Origin of the sequence: Streptomyces sp. cg36 (assembly GCF_041080675.1) — a bacterium.
In the GTDB taxonomy this organism is placed as follows: Bacteria; Actinomycetota; Actinomycetes; order Streptomycetales; family Streptomycetaceae; genus Streptomyces.
This window is the reverse complement of record NZ_CP163520.1, coordinates 4,092,450-4,116,744: the sequence shown is the minus strand read 5'-3', so window position 1 is coordinate 4,116,744 and position 24,295 is coordinate 4,092,450. Positions and strand designations below refer to the sequence as shown.

The 24,295-nt window shown below is 68.1% G+C and carries 16 protein-coding genes; 9 read left to right on the top strand and 7 right to left on the bottom strand.

Features of this window, described 5'->3' with window-relative positions:
• Positions 1 to 121: 121 nt before the first annotated feature.
• Positions 122 to 1,261 (top strand): acyl-CoA dehydrogenase family protein, encoded by a 1,140-nt coding sequence (locus AB5J87_RS18345; RefSeq protein WP_369377852.1) that lies wholly within the window; start codon positions 122 to 124, stop codon positions 1,259 to 1,261.
• 54 nt (positions 1,262 to 1,315) lie between these two features.
• Here AB5J87_RS18345 and AB5J87_RS18340 read toward each other — a convergent pair whose 3' ends face one another.
• The 6 genes from AB5J87_RS18340 to AB5J87_RS18315 all read right to left on the bottom strand — a co-directional run bounded on the left by AB5J87_RS18340 (position 1,316) and on the right by AB5J87_RS18315 (position 8,604).
• Positions 1,316 to 1,660 carry a rhodanese-like domain-containing protein gene (locus AB5J87_RS18340; RefSeq protein ID WP_369377850.1) on the bottom strand — a complete coding sequence of 115 codons (345 nt, stop codon included), beginning with the start codon at positions 1,658 to 1,660 and terminating at the stop codon, positions 1,316 to 1,318.
• Positions 1,661 to 1,714: 54 nt separating this feature from the next.
• Entirely contained in the window at positions 1,715 to 2,470 is a 756-nt protein-coding gene (locus AB5J87_RS18335; protein WP_369383576.1) for a hypothetical protein, read from the bottom strand.
• 490 nt (positions 2,471 to 2,960) lie between these two features.
• Positions 2,961 to 4,418: a DUF2252 domain-containing protein gene (locus AB5J87_RS18330; RefSeq protein ID WP_369377849.1), complete on the bottom strand. Its 1,458-nt coding sequence runs from the start codon at positions 4,416 to 4,418 to the stop codon at positions 2,961 to 2,963.
• A 202-nt stretch (positions 4,419 to 4,620) separates the two neighbouring features.
• Positions 4,621 to 5,775 carry a hypothetical protein gene (locus tag AB5J87_RS18325; protein WP_369377848.1) on the bottom strand — a complete coding sequence of 385 codons (1,155 nt, stop codon included), beginning with the start codon at positions 5,773 to 5,775 and terminating at the stop codon, positions 4,621 to 4,623.
• Between the two features lie 229 nt (positions 5,776 to 6,004).
• Positions 6,005 to 6,697, bottom strand: a complete 693-nt coding sequence (locus AB5J87_RS18320) for a response regulator (RefSeq protein WP_369377847.1) — start codon at positions 6,695 to 6,697, stop codon at positions 6,005 to 6,007.
• Between the two features lie 164 nt (positions 6,698 to 6,861).
• Positions 6,862 to 8,604, bottom strand: coding sequence for a sensor histidine kinase (locus tag AB5J87_RS18315; RefSeq protein WP_369377846.1), 1,743 nt, complete (start codon positions 8,602 to 8,604; stop codon positions 6,862 to 6,864).
• A gap of 701 nt (positions 8,605 to 9,305) precedes the next feature.
• Here AB5J87_RS18315 and AB5J87_RS18310 point away from each other — a divergent pair.
• The 6 genes from AB5J87_RS18310 to AB5J87_RS18285 all read left to right on the top strand — a co-directional run bounded on the left by AB5J87_RS18310 (position 9,306) and on the right by AB5J87_RS18285 (position 17,947).
• Positions 9,306 to 10,778: an ATP-binding protein gene (locus AB5J87_RS18310; protein ID WP_369377844.1), complete on the top strand. Its 1,473-nt coding sequence runs from the start codon at positions 9,306 to 9,308 to the stop codon at positions 10,776 to 10,778.
• A gap of 62 nt (positions 10,779 to 10,840) precedes the next feature.
• Positions 10,841 to 13,633, top strand: coding sequence for a Z1 domain-containing protein (locus AB5J87_RS18305; RefSeq protein WP_369377842.1), 2,793 nt, complete (start codon positions 10,841 to 10,843; stop codon positions 13,631 to 13,633).
• Complete coding sequence (locus AB5J87_RS18300) at positions 13,630 to 14,640, top strand: PD-(D/E)XK motif protein (protein WP_369377840.1); 1,011 nt, start codon at positions 13,630 to 13,632, stop codon at positions 14,638 to 14,640. The genes AB5J87_RS18305 and AB5J87_RS18300 overlap by 4 nt, the downstream gene beginning before the upstream one ends.
• A complete protein-coding gene (locus tag AB5J87_RS18295) occupies positions 14,633 to 16,642 on the top strand; it encodes an AIPR family protein (RefSeq protein ID WP_369377839.1) in 2,010 nt (669 codons plus the stop codon). The genes AB5J87_RS18300 and AB5J87_RS18295 overlap by 8 nt, the downstream gene beginning before the upstream one ends.
• 104 nt (positions 16,643 to 16,746) lie before the next feature.
• Positions 16,747 to 17,379: a hypothetical protein gene (locus AB5J87_RS18290; RefSeq protein ID WP_369377838.1), complete on the top strand. Its 633-nt coding sequence runs from the start codon at positions 16,747 to 16,749 to the stop codon at positions 17,377 to 17,379.
• 91 nt (positions 17,380 to 17,470) lie between these two features.
• The gene (locus AB5J87_RS18285; RefSeq protein WP_369383575.1) at positions 17,471 to 17,947 is read left to right on the top strand and encodes a very short patch repair endonuclease; all 477 of its coding nucleotides are present in this window, start codon (positions 17,471 to 17,473) and stop codon (positions 17,945 to 17,947) included.
• 12 nt (positions 17,948 to 17,959) lie between these two features.
• Here AB5J87_RS18285 and AB5J87_RS18280 read toward each other — a convergent pair whose 3' ends face one another.
• Entirely contained in the window at positions 17,960 to 19,912 is a 1,953-nt protein-coding gene (locus AB5J87_RS18280) for a DNA cytosine methyltransferase (RefSeq protein WP_369377837.1), read from the bottom strand.
• 382 nt (positions 19,913 to 20,294) lie between these two features.
• Between AB5J87_RS18280 and AB5J87_RS18275 the strand changes: the two genes are divergently transcribed.
• Positions 20,295 to 22,517: an ATP-binding protein gene (locus tag AB5J87_RS18275; protein WP_369377836.1), complete on the top strand. Its 2,223-nt coding sequence runs from the start codon at positions 20,295 to 20,297 to the stop codon at positions 22,515 to 22,517.
• Positions 22,514 to 23,722 carry a hypothetical protein gene (locus AB5J87_RS18270; RefSeq protein ID WP_369377834.1) on the top strand — a complete coding sequence of 403 codons (1,209 nt, stop codon included), beginning with the start codon at positions 22,514 to 22,516 and terminating at the stop codon, positions 23,720 to 23,722. The genes AB5J87_RS18275 and AB5J87_RS18270 overlap by 4 nt, the downstream gene beginning before the upstream one ends.
• Positions 23,723 to 24,295: the final 573 nt, after the last annotated feature.

Below are 24,295 nucleotides of genomic sequence, written 5' to 3'. Positions count from 1 at the left end.
GGAAGCCCCCCGAAGCCCCCCAGTTGCGTCGATCCGGATGTGGCCGGCCATTCCCATCCGCTAGAACCTGTTCTATCTTGACGAACCGTCAGATCCGGTGCGTGCGCGGGAGGACAGGGCTGTGGACTTCACCTTCACCGAGGAGCAGCAGGCGGCCGTGGAAGCGGCGAAGGCGGTCTTCTCGGGAGTCGCGCCAGACGGCGTGCCCAGCCCGGCGCTCACCCCCGGCGCGGTGGCCGACGCATTCGACCAGCCGCTCTGGGCCAAGCTCGCCGAATCCGACCTGCTGAGCCTGGTGGTCGACCCGGAGTACGGCGGCGCGGGCCTCGACCCGATCGCCCTGTGCCTGGTCCTGCGCGAAGCGGCGAAAACCCTGGCCCGGGTGCCACTGCTGGAGAACAGCGCGGTGGCGATGACCGTACAGCGTTACGGAAGCCCCGAGTTGGCGCGCCAACTGCTGCCCGCGGCCGGACGCGGCGAACTCGTCCTCACCGTCGGCGCCAACGGCCGCACCGGCCACGACCCCGCGGAACTCGCCGTCACCGCACACCCCGACGCCAAGGGCGACCACTGGACACTCGACGGAACCCAGACCGCGGTGCCCTGGGCCTACTGCGCACAGCACATCGCCGTACCCGCCCACACCGGCGAAGGCCGGGCCGTACTCGCCCTCGTCCCCCGCGCCCACGACGGAGTCACGCTCCACGAGCAGATCTCCACCAGTGGGGAACGCCTCGCCGAGATCCGCCTCGACTCCGTACGCATCCCGGCGCGCGACATCATCGAAACCGAGGGCGCCTGGGAATGGCTGCGCGATCTGCTCACCACCGGCACCTGCGCGCTCGCGCTGGGCCTCGGCGAACGCGTACTCGCGATGACCGGCCAATACGCCGGTAAACGCGAGCAGTTCGGCCATCCCATCGCCACGTTCCAGGCGGTCGCCGTCCAGGCCGCCGACCGCTACATCGACCTGCGCGCCATGGAAGCCACCCTGTGGCAGGCCGCCTGGCGCATCAGCAGCGGCGCCCAGGGACCCCTGCCCGTAGCCGGAGACGTGGCGGTGGCCAAGATCTGGGCCTCCGACGGCGTACGCAGGGTCGTCCAGACCGCCCAGCACCTGCACGGCGGATTCGGCGCCGACACCGACTACCCACTGCACCGCTACCACGCCTGGGCCAAGCAACTGGAACTGTCACTCGGCCCCGCCGCGGCCCACGAGGAACTCCTCGGAGACCTCCTCGCCGCGCACCCGCTCGGCTAGCCCACTAACCAAGCGGGTCAGCGGGCCGGGGTCGGCCGTCGGACAGCCAGCGCGTCAGAGGACGAAGGCGTCGCTGCCGCCGTCGTTGACCATCGGACGCCCGGCCGCGTCCCACGCCTGCATGCCGCCGTCCACGTTCACGGCGTCGATGCCCTGCTGCACCAGATACTGGGTGACCTGCGCCGACCGACCGCCGACGCGGCACATCACATAGGCGCGGCGGCCGTCCTCCACCGCCTCCGTCACCTCGCCGAAGCGCGCCACGAAGTCACTCATCGGTACGTGCAGCGCGCCCTCGACATGCCCGGCCGCCCACTCGTCGTCCTCGCGGACATCCAGCACCAGGGCGTCGGCCGGCACGGCAGCGGCATCCACCGACGGCAGCTGGGCGAAATTCATGGGTCATGCCTTCTCTCGTACGTACGGAACGGCAGGTCGCGATCTGCTGGAACGCTACTGCACCAGCTCGGCGAGCTGTGCCTCGCGGAGCGCGACATCGGCCAGCAGCTGCTCGCCGATCTCCTCAAGGAGCCGGTCCGGGTCGTCGGGGGCCATCCGCAGCATCGAGCCGATCGCGCTCTCCTCCAGCTCCCGGGCCACCACGGACAGCAGCTCCTTGCGCTGGGCGAGCCAGTCCAGCCGGGCGTACAGCTCCTCGCTCTCGCTGGGGCGCACCTCCTCCGGCTCCGGGCCCGCGGCCCACTCCTCGGCGAGTTCGCGGAGCATCGCCTCGTCGCCGCGCCCATAGGCGGCGTTGACGCGCGTGATGAACTCCTCGCGCCGGGCGCGCTCCCCGTCCTCCTGCGCGAGGTCCGGGTGCGCCTTGCGCGCCAGCTCGCGATAGAGCTTGCGCGCCTCCTCGCTCGGCCGGACCCGCTTGGGCGGCCGTACGGGCTGGTCGGTGAGCATCGAAGCGGCCTCGGGGGACAGCCCGTCGGATTCCATCCAGTCGTGGAAGAGCTCATCGACGCCGGGCATGGGCAGTACGGCGGCCCGCAGCTCACGTGCCTTGCGCTGGTCCTCCGGGTCACCGGTGCGTGCCGCCCGCGCCTCGGCGATCTGGGCGTCCAGCTCGTCGAGCCGCGCGTACATCGGGCCGAGCTTCTGGTGGTGCAGGCGGGAGAAGTTCTCGACCTCGACGCGGAAGGTCTCCACGGCGATCTCGAACTCGATCAGCGCCTGCTCGGCCGCCCGCACCGCCCGGTCCAGCCGGGCCTCGGGGCGCTCGCCGCTCTCGGGCTCGTCACTCCTGAGTCCGTCGGCCGAGGCCGGAGCGTCGGGAGCGGCGTTCTCCGGGGTGGCGCTGCCGGGGGCCGAGCCCTCCGGAGCGGCTGAATCCGGGGCCGGGGCGGCCGGGGCCACCGGGGCCGTGGTGTCCGGAGCCGGGATGCCCGGGGCGGTCGTCTCTGCGGCAGGTTCGTCCGTCACCGGTCCAGCGTACGGGCGGGGTGGGGCGGGGGGCCTCCCTCCCCCTCCCCCCTCCCACCCCACCCCACCCCCGCCCAGCCCCGCCCAGCCCAGCCCCCAACCCAGCCCTCAGCGCATCGGCGTCCCTCAGCCCATACGTACCGCAGCCTCGGCGCTCACCCCGGAAAGCGCCCGGCCGCGAGCGCCCCGCGGAACCCGCCCGGCACCCAGCCAGACAGTGCCCCCGACAGAACCCCTCCGGCTGGCTCAGCCCCCGGCTCAGACCTCCGCCTCAGACCCCCAGCTCCGCTGCCATCCGGCCGTCGCGGATCGCGGCGAGCAGGGTGGCGTGGTCGGCTTCTGTGCGGTCGGCGTAGAGGACCGCGAAGCCTGCCACGGCCTCGTCGAGTTCTTCGTTCTTTCCGCAGTAGCCGGATATCAGGCGCGGGTCGGCGCTGTGGGCGTGGGCGCGGGCCAGCAGGGCGCCGGTCATGCGGCCGTAGTCGTCGAGCTGGTCGGCGGCGAGTGCGGCCGGGTCGACGCTGCCCTTGCGGTTGCGGAACTGGCGTACTTGGTAGGGCAGGCCGTCGACGGTGGTCCAGCCGAGCAGGATGTCACTGACCACCTGCATGCGCTTCTGGCCGAGGACGACGCGGCGGCCTTCGTGTCCGGCGTCCGGTGCGTGGAAGCCCGCCTTGGCCAGGTGCGGGAGCAGCGCGGAGGCGCGGGCCTCCTTGACCTGGAGCACCAGGGGCTCGCCGCGGTGGTCGAGGAGGAGCACTACGTACGACCGGGTGCCGACGCTGCCGGTGCCGACCACGCGGAAGGCGACGTCGTGTATCGCGTACCGCGCGAGCAGGGGCAGGCGGTCCTCGGAGAGGGTTTCCAGGTAGGGGCCGAGCGAGGCGGCCACGGCGGCTGCCTCGGCGTCGGGTACCCGGCGCAGTACCGGCTGGGCGTCGACGAAGGTGCGGTGGCCGTCGGCGCTCTGTTCGGTGGCCTTGGCGGCGAAGCGGGCGCTGGTGTTGTTGCGGGCTTTGGCGGACACCCGTTCCAGGGTGCCGAGCAGGTCTCGGGCGTCGGTGTGGGAGACGAGCTCTTCGTCGGCTATCGCGTTCCACGCGTCGAGCACCGGGAGTTTGGCCAGCAGGCGCATGGTGCGCCGGTAGGCGCCGACCGCGTCGTAAGCGGCGGCCCGGCAGGTGTCCTCGTCGGCGCCCGCGGCGCGTCCGGCGAGGACGAGGGAGGCGGCGAGGCGCTTGAGGTCCCATTCCCAGGGGCCGGGGACGGTTTCGTCGAAGTCGTTGAGGTCGATGACGAGGCCGCCTCGGGCGTCGCCGTAGAGACCGAAGTTCGCCGCGTGGGCGTCGCCGCAGATCTGGGCGCTGATGCCGGTGACGGGGGTGCCGACGAGGTCGTGGGCCATGAGTCCGGCGGCGCCGCGCAGGAAGGCGAAGGGGGAGGCGGCCATGCGGCCGACGCGGATCGGGGTGAGCTCGGTGACGCGGCCCCGGTTGGACTCCTCGACGGCGCGGACGGCGTCGGGCCGGTCGGCGGAGAGGACCAGGGAGTCGTGGGAGGAGCGGGGCACGCTGTCGCGCAGGGCTTTGCCGTCGGCCTTGGGCGATCCGGTGGGGTGGCCGGGGCCCCGGCCGTTGTGGTGGCGGAAGCCCGGCACCTTCGGGATGCGGGCCTGCCCGCTGTCGGGCACTGCTCGCGGTACCGGAACCGCCGTCTGGACATCGCTCATCGCGCGCCGCCTCCCCCGTCTTCGTACAACATCAACAGCTGGAATGCCATGAAGGTACCGTCGGCGGGCGACAGCCGTCTCCCCCTGTGGATAACTCTTGTCGTGGCCTCATTCGGCGGGCCGTCGAGGGGAGTTGTCCACAGTCCGGCGAGGCGGGCGGCCCCCTCCCGGGACTACGCCCCGGTCCGCCTCCGTCCCTCGCTCAGACAGCGACCGCCTCTTCCAGCTCTTCCTCGACGTCACCTTCGCCACCGCCTTGGCCACCGGCCTGACCAGCCGTTTCAGCCGCTCCGGCTCCGGCCACAGCCCCGACTCCGGCCCCAGCGGCGCCCGTACCGGCACCGGTGCCACCACCGGCACCCGCAGCCACCGCCACGGACTTCCGCTCGGAGGCCCGTCGCCGTTCTGCCAGCGCCGCGATGGCCATCAGGGCGACGCCCGCCACGAACCAGAGGGTGAGGACGAGGACGTGGCCGCCGAGGGCGTGGCCCGCGAAGTAGACGTGGCTGCGGGCGCCTTCGACGAAGCCCGCGCCGTTCCAGAAGGCGTGCAGGGCTCCGAAGAAGCCGGGCTGGAGTTCGGGGCGGAAGATGCCGCCCGAGCTGGTGAAGTTGAGCATCACGAAGAGCACCATCACGCCGAGCGTCGTCCACCTCTTCAGGAAGGTGTGCAGTCCGACGCCGATGAGCAGGATGCCCGCCGAGTACAGCCAGGCCATGGCCCAGACGCCGCCGAGGCCGGTGTCGACCAGGTGGAACATGGGGCCGGCGAAGACCGCGCCGATGCCGCTGACCAGCAGGGACATGCCGAGGGCGAGCAGTGCCCGGATCCGCAGCGGCAGGACCGCACCGGCCCCGCCGATCACGGCGACGGAGGCGTAGGAGCCGATGCTGAGAGCGACCAGCAGGAAGAAGATGCCCTGTCCGGTGGGGTCGCCGTCGGCGAGTTCCGTCACGTCGGTCACCGTCAGGGGCGCGTTCTGTTCGGCGGCGACCTTGGTGAAGACCTTTTCGACGGCGGTGGCGCTGGTGTCGGAGGAGGCGGAGGCGACGAGCAGTTCGGGCTTGGGGCCGGGGAGGTAGGCGCCGTAGGCGTGCTGCTGTTCCAGGGCGGTGACGGCGGTCGCGCGGTCGGGCACGGTGTGGACGTCGAGGGCGCCGGCGCCCTTGTCCTGGAGGGTCTGGGCGAGCACCTGGGCGCCGGGGCCGGAGCCGACGATGTCGACGCGCAGGTCGTGGGGGTGTGGGGCGTGGAAGGCCCCGAGGTACGCGAGGCCCATCCCGATGCACATCAGCAGGGGGGTGAGGAGGTGGCCGAGGACGTGGCGCAGGGGGCTGGGAGCGGTACCGGAGGACACCAGGACTCCAATGGTTGGCTTATACAACTCACTCGATATGTTGTACTGTACAACCACTTTCAAAAAAGGGCGAACACGCAGCTCAGAGCCCCAGGTGCCGCCTCAGCCGGGCTCTCAACCCGGCCCTAACCCCGCCCCCGCCCCACCCCGTCGACCCACCCCACAGCCCCGGCCCCACCCGTTGTTTCACGTGAAACAACGGCCCGCGCCCCGCCCCGCGAAGACCGCCCTACAGCCCCGCGTCCCGTGCCAGCAGCGCCGCCTGCACCCGGTTCTCGCACTCCAGCTTCGCCAGGATGCGGCTGACGTACGTCTTCACCGTGGCCTCGCTCATATGGAGCCGCTTGCCCGCGTCCGCGTTGGACAGGCCCTCCCCGAGCAGCGCCAGCACGTCCCGCTCCCGTTCAGACAGCACGTCCACCCGGCGCCGCGCCTGCTCGCCCCGGGCCGCCGCGCGCCCCGTCGCCAGCTGGTCCACGACGTGCCGGGTCGCGCCCGGTGAGAGATAGGCGTCCCCGGCCGCCGCGGCCCGTACCGCGCCGATCAGCTCGGCCGGGGCCGTGTCCTTGAGCAGGAACCCGGCGCCCCCGTACTCCAGCGCTCGCAGCACGTTCTCGCGCTCCCCGAACGTCGTGAGGATGATCACGTGCACCGCCGGGGCGGTCCGGCGCAGCTCGGCCAGGGCGGTGAGTCCGTCCATGACCGGCATCTGGATGTCGAGGAGCACCACGTCCGCGCCATGGGCGAGGGCGGCGTCGACGGCTTCGCGGCCGTTGGCCGCCTCCGCCGCGACCTGGATGTCCGGGTCTGAGGTGAGGATCATCCGGATGCCCGCCCGGATCAGCGGTTCGTCGTCCGCGATGACGACCTTGATCCGCGCGGCACGTGCCCCAGCTCCGGCTCCGGTCCCGACCCCGGTCACAGCCCCGCTCTGCCCGTACGGGCCCCCGGGGCCCCGGGAACCGTCCGGACCGCCTGGATGCGTCACGCCTGCTCCTGTCCTCGCACCACGCCCGCCCGTCTCACGACCCGCCGTCACGCCCGCGCCGCCGCCGGTGGTCCGCCGTACGGTGGCGCGGTCGCGGGCTACCGCTTCACCTCGTACGACTTCTTCTCGATCAGCTTGCCGTCCTTGAAGCAGAACCGGAAAACGGGCTCGGTGTCGAAGTGGTCGCCGACCTCCGAGCTCATCAGCACCAGGCACTTCGATCCGTCGGGCCGGGCGGGTCCGTTCTTGTCCAGCCCGCTCGCCAGGAACGTGTCGCCCGAGGGCAGTCGGTCGCGCACGGCCTGCTCGGAGGCGCCGACCTTGATCCTCTCGTACTCGGAGGGCTCGATCATGGCCTTATCCGCCGATCCGGCCAGGAAGAACAGTGCGAATCCGGCGGCGACCACGAGCAGGACGACGACCGCGAAGGCGATGCCGCATCCCAGGGCGACACCGGCGCCCCTGCTTCTGTTGCTGCTGCTCATGGCCAACTCCCTCTCCGCGACGTCCAGGTCGACGTCCCAGCCGACGTACCGGCCGGCCTGGTGCCGGCCGGTCCCCGTCGCACCGGCGGGACCACCGTCGCCGAGCGGGGCCCGCCCCGGCTGCCCACGGAAGTCGTCCGCGCCGTCGACGAAGGTCGCCGCCTCCGCCGCCCCGTACGGGAGCACCCCGGCCACCCGGAAGCCCCCGTCGGCCGTGCGGCCGGTGTGGACCATGCCGCCGGCCAGCCGGGCGCGTTCGTGGAGCCCGGTCAGGCCCTGGCCGCCGCTGACGACCTCGTCCGGCGGCGGCCCCGCCACCGGCCCGTTGACGACCTCGACGACGAGCGAGTCGGGCTCGTAGCGCAGCTCCACGCGGATGGCGGCGCCGGGCGCGTGCTTGTACGCGTTGGTCAGCGCCTCCTGGACGATCCGGTAGGCGGCGTGGTCGCAGGCGGCGGCCAGGGGCCGCGCCTCCCCCGTCTCGCGCAGCTCCACGGCCGTGCCCGCCGCGCGGGCGGACGCCACCAGCGCCTCCACGCCCGCCGTGCCGCGGGCGGCGCGCTGGGCCTCGTCCGTGTGCTCCGGCGCCTCGACGCCGTCGCGCAGGATGCCGACGACCGCGCGCAGTTCGTGCATGGCGGCCACGGACGCCTCGCGCAGCACTCCGACGGCCTCGCGCTGGCGGCCGGTCAGCGCGGGGTCCACCTCGAGCGCCCCGGTGTGCACGGAGATGAGGGCCAGCTGGTGGCCGAGGCTGTCGTGCATGTCCTGGGCGATGCGCTGGCGTTCGCGCAGCCGGGCCTGCCCGGCGATCATGACGCGTTCGCGCAGCAGCTGGGCGTTGCGCTCCTGCATGGTCTGCAGCAGGGTGCGGCGCTGGAACCAGTAGCGGCTGGCGAGGCCGGGCACCACCGCGATCAGCATGAAGAACAGTGCCCCGAAGAGCGCGAGCACGAAGCTGTGGCCGTTGCCGAGTTCGCTGACCTCGACGGCCGCCAGGTAGGCGCAGAACGCGGCGCAGAACGCGGCGAGCGCCCGTCCCGAGCCCGCGATGCGCCGCCCCGAGGAGCAGGCGACCACGAACAGGAGCAGGGCGGCGCCCGCGTTGGCGCCGCTGAGCGCGGCGGCGGTGACGAGGACGGTCGCGGGGAAGCGGCGGCGCAGCGGCGACAGTGCCAGGACGGCGACGGCGACCAGGGCGGGCAGCACGAGTCCGCCGCCGACGAGGCCGGCCGCGCCGCCGGCCGCGGCGAGCAGCAGGGCGAGGGCCGACTCGCCGACGATCCGGCGGCGGGACCAGGGCTCCGGTCCGGCGAGCAGGAGTCGGAGGTCCCGGATCTTCGATGACACGTCCACGCCCGCACCCTAGGCAGCGCTCTCCCGCCGGGGCGTCCTTCTTTCGTCGCGCCCCGCCGCGACGAAAGTGTGGGCCGCAGCACGTCCGTACGTACGCGGGAACCGCGCGCCCCACAAGAAGAGACCGGGCGGGGCCGGGAAAAGGCGGAAGCCCCGCCGGTCTTTCGACCTGCGGGGCTTCCGTTCTGTGGTGCACCGACGAAACCCGCCTGGTCTGCACTATCCATGGCCGAGATTCCGCCGTTTCCCGCGTGATCTTGAAGAATTTCCCGCCGCCCAGGTCAGGGCCGTCTGCGCCCGAGTGAGATCCGTAGATGTTCTCCGCAACGCGCATTTCCGTAGCCGGGCCCCCTACGCGATGCAGTGGAGGTGCTTTGCCATGGTGGGCACGTACTCGTCCAGGAATTCTGAAGCTTCTTCGCTCCAGCTTCGGAGTTCTCCGCTCAGTCACCCGGCAAACGTGGCGTTGAAGAGCAGGAAGTCCCCGCTCCAGTCCGTCCTGCAACACAGCGCAGCAGTCCGATCCGGTCAGTTGAGCACGATGCCTTCAACCACAGTTGACCGAGGCGCAGCTCCAGTACGATCGTTGGCGCGCGGAGATGGGCTGACCATCACGACAGCATCCACTCCGCCCACCGGGCCCGGGGCGCCCGCGTACCCGGCAGCGACTTGCAACGGGGAAAGCAGGGCTAGAACGACCAATGGCGTACGACATCGCGGCTCCGGAGCCGGCAGGAATGATCGCCTCACTCAGTTCTCTGGGGTATTCCCTCCCCGCGGCCGTCGCCGACCTCGTGGACAACAGTGTCTCCGCCAACGCACGGAACATCGACGTCGAGTTCACTTGGGCAGGACCGGAGTCGTGGGTAGCGGTTGTCGACGACGGCAACGGCATGGACGCCGACGAGCTAACCACAGCGATGACCGTGGCCGCACGAGGTCCCTCGACGCCGCGCAGCCCCACCGACCTGGGGCGATTCGGCGTCGGCCTAAAGTCCGCGTCGTTCTCCCAGAGCCGGCAGCTGACCGTCGCCACTGCCAAGTCCGGGGAGTGGTATGTGCGGACCTGGGATCTCGACGTCGTCGAGAAGTTCGGAGAGTGGCGTCTCCTCCATGGCGCGGACGACACGACGACCAGACTGCTCGACAAGCTCAGGGGTACGGTCAGCCACGGAACGATCGTGTTGTGGCGACGCCTCAACGGGTACCGCGTGGACGGCGTTACCGAGGATGACGAGCAGACCCAGAAGCAGTTCTACGCGGAGGCGGACCGCGTCGGGGCGCACTTGGGCATGGTTTTCGCCCGCTTCCTGATCGGTAGCCGACGGCGCGTCATTCGTGTGTCCGGTGATGTCGTCGAGCCGTGGGACCCGTTCCTTTCGGGCCACCCATCCGTGCAGCCTCTCCCTCCAGAGACCCTCATGCTGGACTCCGGACGCGTACGGGTCGAGGCGTTCGTCTTGCCGAGTGCCCAGCGTCTGACTGAGGCGGAGTACGAGAAGGCTGGAGGCCCAAGCGGCTGGCTCGACCAGCAGGGGTTCTACGTCTACCGCAGGGATCGGCTGATCCTGGCTGGTGACTGGCTCGGGCAGAAGGGCCTGCGCCGTGAGGAGAAGTACAACCTGGCACGGATCGCTGTGGAGATCCCTGCGGAGACGGATGTGGAGTGGGGCGTCGATGTCCGAAAGTCCAGCGTCGTGCCACCCGTCGGTCTGCGCCCTCACCTTCGCCGCATCGCTCTGCGCGCACGCAGGCAGGCCGCCGACGTGCTCCGGCACCGTGGTCAGATCGCCGCACGCACCCACGGCGATCCGTTCGCCTTCGCCTGGAAGGTCGGCCGCCGGGACGACCAGGTCAGTTGCAGGATCAACCGGGAGCATCCCCTCGTGAACGCGCTGCTGCGACGCGGCGGCGATGCACGGGACGTACAGGCCCTGATCCGTCTGCTGGAGGAGACGGTGCCGGTCACCGCGCTGCGCGTCCTGCACGAGACGGACGCCGTCGATGACCCCGAACCCTTCGGCGGTCCCGGACCGGCCGACGCCAAGGCGGCCGAGGTCGCACAGCGGATCTACGAGGTGATGGTCCTCGACGGCCGCTCTCCCGCCGCGGCCCGGGAGCGCTTGCGTACCATGCCCCCCTTCGACCAGATGCAGGGCTTCTGGAACACGTGACCCCGTAGTCAGTGGTCGCCTCTGCCCTGCTCGATACCTTCCAGACCACCCGGAGGTCCGTTGTGAACCCCGTCCCCGAGGAAGTCGACGAGTCCCTCGCCAAGGCGAAGCGCCTAGTCCTGGCGATGTTCGACCAAGACCGTCAGCCGTCTCCCGAGGAGGTGGACACCGCGGTCACCGTCATCTTCGGGATGCTGGCCGGCCGGGGAGAGGTGCTGGACCGGGAAAGGCTCGCCAAGGAGATCGAACGGGTCACGGCCGTCTTCCAGGAGGGATCCTCCGGCCTGGACGATGGGGACTCGACAAAACATGAACCCTGGCTGTCGGAGGCCAAGAACGACCGCGAGTGGGAGTTCTGGGAGCGCTACCGCCGTTACCTGGAGGACGTGCGCAACCTGCCGCCCGTGGTCGTACGCCGCTTGGACCAGAGCACGGACGAGGTGCTCAGCCAGCTCGAGGACCCTCGGCGTGAGGGCTCCTGGCGCCGGACGGGACTCGTGATCGGCCAGGTGCAGTCCGGGAAGACCGGCCAGTACATCGGGCTGGCCTCGAAGGCCGTGGACGCGGGGTACCAGCTCGTGGTGATCCTCGCAGGCATCCACAACGACCTGCGCAGCCAGACCCAGCTCCGGGTCGACGAAGGTCTGCTCGGCTTCGACTCCCAGCATCAGCAGCGGTCCAACGAGGCGGGCAGTCGTATGGGCGCCGGGCGCATGCCGGGTGCCAAGCGGCTGGACATCGCCTCGCCCACCAACAGCTCGGAGAAGGGCGACTTCGGTCGCTCCGCGGCCAACGCCTTCAACTCCGTGCGCCTGGGGCACTTCCCGGTCGTCCTCGTGGTCAAGAAGCACTGGAAGATCCTTGAATACCTGCGCAACTGGGTGAAGGAAGTGAAGGGCACCGAGGACGAGACTGGCCGTACCGTCATCCGCGACATCCCCCTGTTTGTCATCGACGACGAGGCCGACAACGCCTCCGTCAACACCAAGCGCGATCCCGATGCCGATCCGACCCGGACCAACGGCGCGATCCGGGAGCTCATGCGGACCTTCGACAAGTCGGCGTACGTTGGGTATACGGCGACACCATTCGCCAACATCTACATTGACCCCGACGTCGAACACCCGACCTTCGGTGCGGACCTCTTTCCCGACAGCTTCATCCGTGCCCTTCCCTCTCCGTCCAACTACCTCGGTCCGGAACGCGTCTTCGGTCTCCAGGCCGACGACGAGGACGAGGAGGACGTCACCCCTCTGCCACTCCTGCGGTCCGTGGACGACGCCGAGCGCTGGATCCCGAGCAAGCACAAGTCCTCGTTCGTCCCCTCCAACGACCTCCCGGTGTCGCTGCGTGAGGCGATCTCCGCGTTCGTGCTCGCGTGTGCGGCCAGGAAGGCCAGGGGACAGGCTCGGGTGCACAACTCCATGTTGGTGCACGTCACGCGGTTCACCGCTGTCCAAGGGATCGTCCACGACCAGGTGTTTGACTATCTGGGGCTCCTCAAGGATTCCCTGCGTGACCGCCACGGGCAGGCTTCCCAGCGGATCATGGCTGAGTTCCAGGCTCTCTGGGAGCGAGACTTCGTCCCCACCACCGACCAGTTCCCCACGGGCGACGTCGAGCCCCTGAGCTGGGAGGAGGTTTCCGCCCACGTCCTGCCTGCACTGCGCAAAATCGTTGTCAGGACGGTCAACGGCGCGTCCCGTGACGCGCTGGAGTACTACGAGCACCGCAGGAACGGCTTCTGGGTGATCGCCATCGGCGGTCAGAAGCTCTCCCGAGGGCTCACCCTGGAGGGGCTGACCGTCAGCTACTACCTTCGGACGTCCAACACTTACGACACGCTGCTCCAGATGGGCCGCTGGTTCGGTTACAGGCCCGGCTACGAGGACCTGTGCCGTCTGTACACCACCCCGGCGCTTCAGGCCAAGTACGTCGAGGTAACCGCCGCGACCGACGAACTGCGGCGTGAGGTGGAGGAGATGGCGGCGCTCGACCTCACGCCGAGCCAGTTCGGGTTCAAGGTCCGCTCCTCCTCTCTTGGCCTCACGATCACCGCTCCGAACAAGATGCGGCAGGGCACCCCGGTCAAGTTGAGCTATTCCGGAGAGGGGCCCGAGACGACGCTCTTCAACCTCTCCAAGAGGGTGCGTGACAACAACCTCAAGACGCTGGAGGACTTCGTCCGCCGCCTGGACGGCACGACGGCACCGGAGCCCGAGGCGCCGGGCGGGAGCGTGACCTGGACGGGAGTGCCCCGTGAGGCGGTCTCCGAGTTCCTCTCGAAGTACGTCACCGACTCGATGGCCGCCCGGGTGCGCCCGCGGTTCATCGCAAAGTACATCGACAAGTGCGCCAACGTGGACGAGGTGTCCGAATGGACGGTGCGACTGGTCGGAAAGGCAGCAGCAGAAGGGACGGACGTCGCCGGACGGAAGGTCGGCCCCGTGTCCAGGGCCCCGGTCAACGACCCCGGGTACAAGACCGACGGGCGGTACATCATCCGTCGCCTCGTCAGCCCCAGGGACGAACAGGTCGGCCTCGACCCCGACCAGGTGAGCACGGCCCGGGAGAACACGCAGAAGGCCGCGAAGAAGAAGGGCAAGGAGAAGGTCCCCAAGGAACCCTCCGGTGAGCACCTGCGCCACCAGCGCCGTCCCGACCAGGCGCTGCTGCTGATCTACCTGGTCGATCTGGCAGAGCGGGAGGTCGCCGGCCAGCAGCCCCCGCTCGTGGGCTTCCAGGTGAACTTCCCCCGTTCCGAGCACCAGGCGGAGACCGAGTACGTCGTGAACAGCATCTGGAAGCAGGAAGGGCTGGACGACGACTTCGACGACGAGGAGGACCCGGAGTGACCGTCACCGAGGAGGAGTGGCAGGAACTGGAGGCTCCGCAGGGCGCTCCGGGACGCTCCAGGATCCGGCTGCACCCGGAGGCTCCACTGGACGTCTTCCTGTCAGTCACCCACCCTGGGCGTCAGCGGATGCTCGTACTCAGGACGGATGCACGCTCGGCGGACCACATCGTGCGCTCCGTGAGGAAGCTGCCGAAGGCGGCCGGTTTCGAGATGCACCTCAGTGCCGTGTCTAGGCTCGAGTACGAGCTACAGGTGATCCTCACCGCCAACGAGCTCCGCGAGGTGTTCAACCCGCTCGTCAGCGACGTGGCCGACACCGTCCGAAGCGCTCCTGAGGCGGCCGTCGCCCTGACGGCGGCCGTCGACCGGTTCGAGAGGTGGCAGGACCTCCTGCGCGCCGTCAGCAGGGATGGCCTGGGACCCGAGGCACGCCGCGGTCTGGTCGGTGAGCTCCTAGTGCTCCGTGATCACGTGCTTCCCGTCCTCGACCCCGCCGAGGCAGTGGAGGCGTGGACCGGACCGAGTGGAGCCAACCAGGACTTCCAGATGCCCGCCGTCGCGATCGAGACGAAGGCCAGCACGGCCAAGCATCCGCGGGGCATCCGTATCACCAGCGAACGACAGCTGGACGACACCGGCACCGCCGCACTCCTCTTGGCGCTCGCCCTGCTCGACGAACGACGGGGCGGCACCGGGACAAGCCTCAACCGGCTGGTGACGGAGATACGGGACCTGCTCACCAGCCCCCCCGTGCGTGCCCGCTTCGACGGACACCTCATCCAGGTCGGATATCTCCCCGGGCACCGCGATCTGTATGACGAGCCTCGCTACACCCTCCGTGACCTGCGTTTCTGGCATGTTCGGGAGGAATTTCCGAGAATCGTTGAGACTGATCTCCCCGACGGCGTCGGGGAATGCTCGTACCACGTGAGCACCTCCGGCCTCGATCGGTTCCGTGCCACGGCCGACGAGGTGACCGAACTCATCAAGGGGCCCCATGCCTGACCTCGACCTGTCCGCGTACTCCCGCGACCTCGTCGCGGACGTCCAGGCGACCGCCGACGCCGAGCGGACCACCACCCCGGAGGCGTTCACCCGCAAGGTCCTCGACGACCTTGAGGAAGCCGGTATCGCGGCCAACACCTTCACCGCGTACCACATGGCGCGCGGACACCTCGTCCACGGATACGGTGTCGGTGATTCGGGAGAGTGCCTGGACCTGTTCGTCACGGACTTCCACCTGGACCCCCTGGAGTCCAAGCTCTCGAAGAGCGAAACGGAAACCGCCTTCCGACGACTGCTGACGTTCGTGAAGCGATGCCGCGACGGACTGCGCCGGAACATCGACGAGTCCTACGACGTTCACGATATGTGCGCGGGCATCGAAAAAGCCCTCACCGAAGTACGGCGTATCAGACTCTTCCTCCTCAGCAACCGGGTCAGCACCGGCACCGCGGTCGCTGCCACCGACTTCGACGGCCTTCCTGTCACCCATGAGGTGTGGGACCTAGCCCGGCTCCATCGCCATGCGACATCCGGCAGCGTCAGCGAGCCGATCGTGGTTTCGTTCGATCCGCCCCTGCCCTGTGTCTCCGCCCCCAGCAGCGAGCCGGACCACTCGGTGACCATGGCTGTCATCCCCGGTCAACGGCTGGCGTCTCTGTACGGTGAGTACGGCCCCCGGCTGCTCGAACTGAACGTCCGCTCGTTCCTGCAGGCGCGCGGCGCGGTGAACCGAGGCATCAGGGACACGCTGCTCAACGCCCCGGGAAGGTTCCTGGCCTACAACAACGGCATCACGGCGACGGCGGAGAGGGTGGACTTCGTCCACGGTCCGGACGGCCGGCCGACCGGCATATCCCGGGTCCACGGGATGCAGGTCGTCAACGGAGGCCAGACAACAGCATCCCTGCACTACGCGGAGAGCCGCGACAAGGCGGACCTGTCGAATGTGTCGGTGCAGATGAAGCTGACCGAGGTGTCACCCGAGCGCCTCCCTGAGATCGTCCCCTTGATCTCCGAGTACTCGAACACGCAGAACCGGGTGACGCTGGTCGACTTCAGCTCGAACCACGCGTACCACGTGGCCGTCCAGCAGATCACCCGGTCGCTGTGGGCTCCGGCCACGGATGGAAGCGGCCAGGAGACGCACTGGTTCTACGAGCGGGCACGCGGCCAGTACACCGACGAGGTGGCCAAGGCCCGAACCTCGGCGAGACAGCGCGCCTTCAAGAAGGTCAACCCAGCCCGGAAGAAGTTCAGTAAGGCGGACCTGGCCAAGTACGTCAACTCCTGGAACCAGCTCCCGTTCCAAGTGAGTCGGGGAGCGCAGAAGAACTTCTCCGCGTTCATGGTCCGGATCAACGAGGTGCCCCCACACGTAGACGTCCAGTACTGCCAGCGGGTCATCGCGATGGGCATCCTGTTCAAGGCCGTGGACCGGGTGGCGGCGTCCCATGAAGCCGGCAGCTACAAGAGCATGATCACGACCTACACCCTCGCTCGTCTGTCCCTCGCCACCGGCTGCCGGATCGACCTCGACCGCATCTGGAGAGAGCAGGGGATCTCGTCGGCGCTTGAGGCCGCGATCGACGACCTCTGCCCGCGGGTGATGAGGGTCGTCACCTCCCCGCGCGAGGGCAACCACGTGGGTGAGTGGGCCAAGAAGGCTGCGTGCTGGGACGCCGTGTCCAGGGTCCGCTGGTCGGTGCCCCGTTCGCTGGAGGAGGAGCTGCGCGAGTATCCGTTGGACGAGGACGCCCTAGCGGAAGGCCCCGGTGCACGCCAAGGGGTCGCCGACGAAGTGGCGGCGGTCCCCGCGGATGAGTGGCACGCCATTGAGCAGTGGGCGAAGGAGACACGCAACCTCGAACCCTCGCAGCGACAACTTGCCGAGTTCGTCGGCAGACGCCTGGAACTGGGCCAGGAGGTCCCGGAGCCGCAGGCAGTCCAGGCACTGCATGTGCGCAGTGAAGCCCTGTCACTCGGGTTCACCCCCAACCCGTAGCCCGGCTTTTGTGAGCGGTCTTGTAATTACGCGACGTTCCACAGCTTTCACGCTATATACGCGAACCGCCGACACATCACAGCCCAGTTGGCCAAGATGGGGACATGATTCCCGAGTTCGACATGGACATACATCGCGCCTATGACCTGCAAGCGCTGCGCACGGACCTGAGCGCCGAGGACGTGGCCAGGGGCTTCACGGACCACCACGAGTATGAATGCCTGGGGCTCCCGAGCTGGGAAGAGGCAGCAGAGTGCCTGGCTGAGGAGGAAGTCCTCCTTGATCGGGCGGAGAAGTCCGATGCGCCTGATGCGGTGCAGGCGATGCTCGACGAATTGCAGGAGGCCGACGACGTCAGCCACGCCGAGCTCATGGCGTACACGTTCCGCTGGAACGATGTCGGGGTGGCGGGCCTCAGCCTAGCGCTCTCTGCTGCCCGGATCGCGACCTTCTACTCCTGCTCGAGCGGGCTCGATGAGCGCCATCACGCCGAGTATCCGATGGTTGGCGCTGTACCCGATCCTGAGCGTGCCCGCCTGCTCGCCCGGCTGATCGAGGAGAACAGCTGCGGCGTCGGTCAGGAGAACGGGCGTTGGTACATCTACGGGCGGTCCGTGAGGTATATGCACGGTCTCGGCAAGGCGGTCCTCGCCGCACGCAGCGCCTTCGACTCGCTGCCCCAGCCATCGTGGACCGAAGGGCTCACCGAGCTGCTCGAGGAACTGGGCGACGAGTAGAGCCGCTGGTGGCTCAAGGCTGGTTCCCGGAGCGTGAGAAGAACGTGACACTCGGCGTCTCGCAGCACAGCGGCAGGTTGGGGCTGTGAACATGGTTGGAGGTGCACGGGCTGCGGATCGGCAGTGGGTCGCCACCGCTCAAGGAGAACACCTTCGCGATCGACGTGTAACGGACACCAAACCCGAGGTCACCCTCAGGAAGACAGTGCACCGATTGGGCCTCAGGTTCCGCCTCCAGCGGAGAGCGGCACCGCGGTGCACTGCGGACTTCGTGCTTCCTCGGCGCCACGTCGCCGTCTTCGTCGACGGCTGCTTCTGGCACGGCTGTCCCGACCACTCGCCAGAGGAGTTACAAGGGCCCAACGCCACCCTCTGGCGGGAGAAGATCAAGGCCAACAGGGAGAGGGACAAGCGAAACACCGCCCAGGCAAAGGCCGCCGGGTGGATCGTCGTCCGCGTCTGGGAGTGCGAGATCCGTCGCGGCGTTGAGAGAGTCGCCCAGCGGGTGGCGGAGGTAACGGGCGCCGCCGAGGTGGAGCCACACCGCCGCCCGACTACTCCTGGGTGACGGCGGCCAGGGTCAGCAGGTCGTCCGAACCTGTCTTCTGCCAGGGCAGTGAGCGATCAACGGGCAGTCTGAGCAGACAGGGCCGTCGTCCCGGCACAGGTCGGCACCAATGATTCGGATCGCGCCCATCCGCAGAGGTGCTTCCTCCCCTGCGCCGACGAGCTTCACCAGGTTGACGCGGCCCTCGCTGAGGCGGTTCGGGTGGTCCGCCTCAAGGCCGTTCATCCGAGCCGCGACCCGTAGCGTCCCCTGCCCAACGAGCATGAGATCCTCGCCGATCAACAGTTGGTAGAGCGCCCTCTCGCTCGGCTTCATACTCAGCTTCTCGGGCACGCTCAGTCGCTTGTCCCACCGCCAAGCGTAGGGCTTGCCCACCAGCGGAGACAGACGGTCGAGACGTGATCGGGCCGGCACCGTGGGGGCAGCTGCAATCAGCTTTCCGAGCAACGTGGCCGTCAGCGTCTTCGACCTGCGAACCATCTCCATCAGCTCGGCCATCGCGGCCGGTTTGATCTTCGCCCCGGAGAGTATGGCCACGACTGCGGCGTGCAGCGACACCCCCTCGCCCGCGTGCGGAAGCTGGTACCAGTCCGCTCCGTCTCGGCGCTCCTCCGCCCACTTCGTGAGTGCGCTCCGGACTTCCCGCCAGTGAGGGCGCAGCCCCTCGGGCTTTCCGGAAGCGTCGCCGACCGGCTTGAGCACTTCGGCAGCGGCTTCCCCCAACAGCGGGGGGACGGCGTTACCGATCTGGCGGAAAGCGTCACTCCGGGTACCCGCGAACCGGAACTTGTCAGGGAACGTCTGAACGCGCGCGGCCTCCCGCACCGTAAGCGTGCGCAGCTGCTCGGGATGGATGTACCAGTAGCCGTCCTTGGCGATGTGGGCAGTGATCGTGCGGCTCAGCTGCCCCCAGTCCAGCTTCTTGTACTTGTCCGTGTACTTGTCCGCGCTGTAGCGCTGGTAGTCCTTCTCGTCCTCGGTCAGTAGGTCCTGAAGGTCCGAGTACTTGGTCTTGGACTCCATGAGTTGGAAGATCCGGTAGTCGTCCTTGCGAACCCTGCGGGTCATGTGGTCCCAGACACGCCCACGGGGAGCGTCTTTGCGCATCATCTCGGCGAAGGCCGACAAGTTGCGCGGTTTGCGGTAAGTCAGCTCCCGCAGGCCAACTCGCTCGGTGGGCACGACGTCGAGTTCGGGGAGGTCACCGATGGCATCTTGCAGGCTGGTGCGCACAGGGTCCGGATCACGCCAGGTGAAATCATCGACATCCCTCCTGGCCAGGAGGATGAGTCGTTTCCGGTGCTGCGGAACACCGTAGTTCCATGCATCGACGAGCCGTACCTGGGTTGCGTAACCGAGCTCCTCCAGCTCCTCCTCGATCGTCCGGATCACGAAGAAGTCGTCATGCAGCCCCATATCGGGCACGTTCTCCATGAGAACCGCGCGGGGTCGGATCCGCTTGACGATGTCCAGGTAAGCGCTCCAGAGTTCCTTCCGGCGGTCCTCTGGATCGCGTCCATGGTTCTTGACCAGGTCACGGATCTTGTTTCGTCCTGCCCTGCTGAAGGGTTGGCACGGAGGCCCGCCGGCCACGAGGTCAATCCTGGCGGGCTCAAGGATCTCGACGAGGCTGTCGCGCGCGGCGGGATCACCGAGATCCATGTTCAGGCTGAGACCTGGAAAGTTCGCCCGGTGGGTCTCCAACGCGCGTACGTCCGAGTCCACTGCCGCCGCGGTGGTCCACCCCGCCCGCTCCAACCCGAAGCTGAGCCCTCCGGCGCCGGAGAAAAGATCGACGGCGAGCTGTTTTCCCTTGCCGAAACCTTCCAGCCACCCCTGGAATCCCTCAGGGGTACAGCTGTGCTTATTGGGGGGGAGCTCAAGGTAGTCACTGCGTTCGAGAGGTACGCCGTAGCCACTCCCCTTCACAGCACAACCCTCCGTACGCATGACATGAACGAGCACCAGGAGATCACAGACCCGCTGGTGGAAGCAAGGATTCCGACGCGCTGAAAGCGGAGACTCCCTCGCCCCTGACCAGTCCACGCCTCGGTTCGTCCACCCCCGTCAGCAGCGTGATCGAACCAGCGTTCCAGGCTTCAAGATGATCGATCATAGTGGAGTTCAGCGTCATAATCTGCGCAACAGGCAGAGTGATACGCCACTCTGCCTGGCTAACGACGGCAGGACGTTGAAGACACCTTCGAGCCGCTACGGACACCGAATGTTACCGGCCACCGGTTCCCCCTGGCCACACAGTCCGCACACGGGCCGGCTGTAGAATCCAGCCTGTTCACTGCGTTCCGCGGTGCAATCGATCTGAAGGTCACCAGGAGCGGGGGCGCGGGTGGACTCCGAGAACGCCAGGGCTTATCTCCGACCCAGAGCCCGCCTCATGAGCACGCTGGGCGAGGAGCTGATCAGCAACGAGCGCGTCGCCCTCACCGAGCTGGTGAAGAACGCCTACGACGCGGACGCGAGTCTCGTGGTGATCCGGTTCAACGCTCCCCTTGAAGAGGGACGCGGCTCCGTCGAGGTGTGGGACGACGGGCACGGCATGTCGCCAGAGACCGTACGCGGCACCTGGCTGGAGATCGCCACGCCTCACCGCCATCGCTCGCCTCACAGCGAAGGACTTGGCCGACGGGTCCTCGGCGCCAAGGGCATCGGTCGCTTCTCCGCGGCCCGCCTCGCTCACGTGACGTCACTCACGACCCGCCGACGGGACGAGCGTGAGGTCACCGTACAGGTCGACTGGGGACGGTTCACTCGGGACGACGACGCCTACCTCGACCAGGTGCCGGTCGACTGGGGCTCCGGTGCTCCTCGGGTCTTCGGGGCCGACAGCCCGGCGCAGGATCTCTTCGACAGGGTCACGCGGGAGTTCCGTGACGAAGGTCGCCCCAGCGATCTTGGGCATCACGGCACCGTGGTGCGGCTGGAAGGGCTGCGGCAACGCTGGGACAAGGAGTCCGTTGCCCTGCTCAAGCAGTCCCTGAGCAGGCTCCTGCCCCCGGCGCCTCCATCCGAACTGGATGTGCCGGATAGGCCGGACTTCGCGGTGTACATCGAGACACCACCCGGGGAGCTGGAGCATCACACGGGTTTCGTCGGAGCGAGCGAGGCCTTGGAGCATCCCCACTATCGTCTCGTTGGCACCGTGAACGCCGACGGGCATGCGCACCTGCAGTTGCGTACGAGCCACAGTGATGCGTCGACCGTCATCGACGAGAGCCTCGTCCAGGATTCCACCCGGCCGAGCTGCGGCCCGCTGGCGCTTGACATCCGCACATGGGACCTCGAGGCTGCGTCCCTCCGGCAGCTCCTCAACATCGATGTGGGCGCCCGCAGCATCCCGGAGATCCGGCAGCTGATCCGCAGGAGCAGCGGCGTGGCTCTCTACCGGGATGGTTTCCGGGTACAGCCCTTCGGCGAGTCAGGGTTCGACTGGCTCGGGTTCGATCTTCGCCGCGTGAACAACCCGACCATGCGGTTCTCCAACAACCAGGTGGCCGGGTTCGTGTACATCTCGGCGGACGGGAATCCCGGGTTGCAGGACCGTTCCCATCGCGAAGGACTCATTGACAGCCCTGAGTACGAAGAACTCAAGGCACGGATACTGCAGGCCGTCAGCCGGCTAGAGAGCTGGCGCTTCAAGCTGCGCCGTCCTGAGCTACTGGAAGAAAAGCCTCTCGCCCCAGGGACGCCGGGGCACGGGCTGTTCTCCGGCTTCAACCTCGATCCGCTCCGTCAGGTGGTCGAGCAGCGCCACCCCGACGACGCGGTCCTCGGACGTGCTGTCGAGGAGGCGGCCGAAGCGATCACCGAGGGGGTCCGGAAGGTTCAGGAGGTCCTCTCCCAGTTCCAGCGTCTGGCCACCCTCGGTACGCTCGTGGACGTGGTGCTTCACGACGGAAGGGCCGCTCTCACCCGGATCGCTTTCGTACTTGAGGACCTGCAGGACCTGATCAGCGGACTGCGTGGAGAACACGCCGAGCTAGCCGAGGAGCTGGTGAGGGTCCACACGGGCTTCAGCACCCAACAGGCAGCTCTGGACCATCTGTTCACCCGGATCCAGCCACTGAGTGGACGCCGCCGGGGTCGGCCTCGTTCCATCTCCCTGCACGAGGAGATCAGGGCGGCCGTGGAAGTACACGCGGCCGACTTGGTCAAACTTGGCATCGCCCTGGAGATCGGCGGAGAGGACGTCACCGTCACCCTCGCCCCTGGGGACGTGAACACACTCGTCCTCAACCTCGTCGGGAACGCGATCTACTGGCTCTCCACCACCAGCGAGACCCACGACCGGGCCATCCGCATCGAGACGGCGCGAATGCCTGGCGGGGAGGTCGAGATCACCTTCAGCGACAGCGGTCCTGGTGTGCGCAAGGAGATAGAGGATGTCATCTTCGAGACCTACTTCAGCGACAAGCCCGATGGGATCGGGCTCGGGCTGAGCATCGCGGGAAGTGTCGTCAAGGACTTCTATGACGGTGACCTCTCCCTGGTCACCCCGGGCCCCCTGCCGGGGGCGTGTTTCAAGGCTGTTCTGCGAAGGAGAGTTGGGTGACCTTGTCGGGTTCGGGATTCCGGGTGCTCGTCGTCGATGACGAGCCGGACATCGCCGAGCGTCTCCAGAGTCTGCTGACCAGGAGACTCACGGATCTGGGAACTGTCATCGTCGAGACCGAGGACGACTTCGCTGAAGCCGAACGGCGCCTCGGGAACGAGCAGTTCGACCTCGCTGTCCTGGACGTGAAGGACAGCGGAGGCAACCTGGGCGACGCCGATGCGGACGAGCGTGGACGGGACATGTACGAACGTGTCGCCCAGAAGTGCTGGATCCCGGTGATCTTCTGCACTGGCTTCCCACAGCGCGTCGAGAGTCTGAAGCGCCCGCCGCTCGTGAACGTAGTGACGAAGAATCACCTGGACGACCTTGTCGAGGCTGTGCGAGCAGCTCTCCAGTCCGGCGTTCCCTCACTCACGCGTCAGCTCGGAGCGGTCACCGACCGCTTCATGCGGTCCTTCCTTCGGGACACCGTCGCTCCGAACTGGGAAGAGATGGCCGAGTCGGACCAGCAGGAGATCCCCCTCGTGCTGATCAACCAGCTGGCCGCGTGGCTGAAGGAGAACGCGGTTCGTGAACTCGACTCCGTGATCTCAACGAACGGTGGGAACACCGTGGGGCACTCCTCCGCAGCGAGGGTCTACCTCAAGCCGCCTGTCACGCATCACGTCACCGCCGCCGACATCCTGGTTTCGCCGACCGGGGACTGGGGACTCGTTCTCACTCCCGCCTGCGACCTCTACGAGGACCCGTCCACGGCGGAGGGGAGCAAGAAGCGCCGGGCCAAGGCCGAGTTCGTACGTATGGCGCGCGCCCACATCCTCCACACGTCGCCGCCCGTCGCCGAATGGCAGGCCAATGGGGGCAGCAAGCAACGTGTCTCCGACCTCTTCCGAACCGACCACAACCGCTACCGCGTGCTGCCGAAGTATCTCGACGTGCCGGATCTATTGGTGGACTTCGAGGACGTCTCCTCCCTCCCGCTAGACGAGGTACGGGGGTGGCGGCGCGTCGCCACGCTCGACAGCCCCTTCGCAGAGGCGATGTTGACGGGACACAGCCGGGCCGTGGGACGCATCGGAACTCCGGACATCGACTTCGAACGGCAGAAGGAGGAACTCGGCCTCAAGGGCAACAAGCGGCAAGTCAGGCAGCCGACCGTACCGGCCGCGCGAGGTACGGAGCACACAGCGGTCGCCGACTGAACCGACCATATTCAGGGGTTTCGGACTCGCCAGAGGGTGAAGCGAAGCAGAGAGACGGAAGCGTCGACCGGGACGGCACGGCGGGTTTTCCATCCTCAGGTTGATGCGTGGTGAAGGACGAGGACGAGGCAGCTGGTCACCACAGCGCGCGTCGACATCAACGCACCCCGGCTTCACGGCCTCAGGCACACTTTCGCCATCCGCATCCTGCTGCCAGTGAGGCGGGAGTCCGAATTCCCGGCCCGGTTGGGTAGTCCTAGGTCTATACGCAAAGCGTTCTCGGTGCGGCGACCCTTCCCTGATCAGTTATTCCAATAACATTCGGGAGTGAATCCTGCTCCCCGCCGCTCCCCGCGCCGGATCGCGCTGGTACTACCTCTCGACCGCAGCCTGCGTACTGTGCTCCTCTGCTCCACCGCAGGTGGCTGCCGCCCACCGGAAACCCGGGTACGACGCGGCGAGAGCTACGAGGATGCCGCTGCCCGGGCGGTGGCGACATGGTGGCGACGGCCGCCGGCGTGGGAATTCGGGTCGCTCACCGGGCATATCTGGACGCCGTCGTCATCATGCGTC

Excerpts from the sequence above, each read along its gene's own strand:
- AB5J87_RS18290 (WP_369377838.1), top strand. The coding sequence starts at position 16,747 with ATGATTCCCGAGTTCGACATGGACATACATCGCGCCTATGACCTGCAA.
- AB5J87_RS18340 (WP_369377850.1), bottom strand. The coding sequence starts at position 1,660 with ATGAATTTCGCCCAGCTGCCGTCGGTGGATGCCGCTGCCGTGCCGGCC.
- AB5J87_RS18330 (WP_369377849.1), bottom strand. The coding sequence starts at position 4,418 with ATGAGCGATGTCCAGACGGCGGTTCCGGTACCGCGAGCAGTGCCCGAC.
- AB5J87_RS18285 (WP_369383575.1), top strand. The coding sequence starts at position 17,471 with ATGGTTGGAGGTGCACGGGCTGCGGATCGGCAGTGGGTCGCCACCGCT.
- AB5J87_RS18295 (WP_369377839.1), top strand. The coding sequence starts at position 14,633 with ATGCCTGACCTCGACCTGTCCGCGTACTCCCGCGACCTCGTCGCGGAC.
- AB5J87_RS18310 (WP_369377844.1), top strand. The coding sequence starts at position 9,306 with ATGGCGTACGACATCGCGGCTCCGGAGCCGGCAGGAATGATCGCCTCA.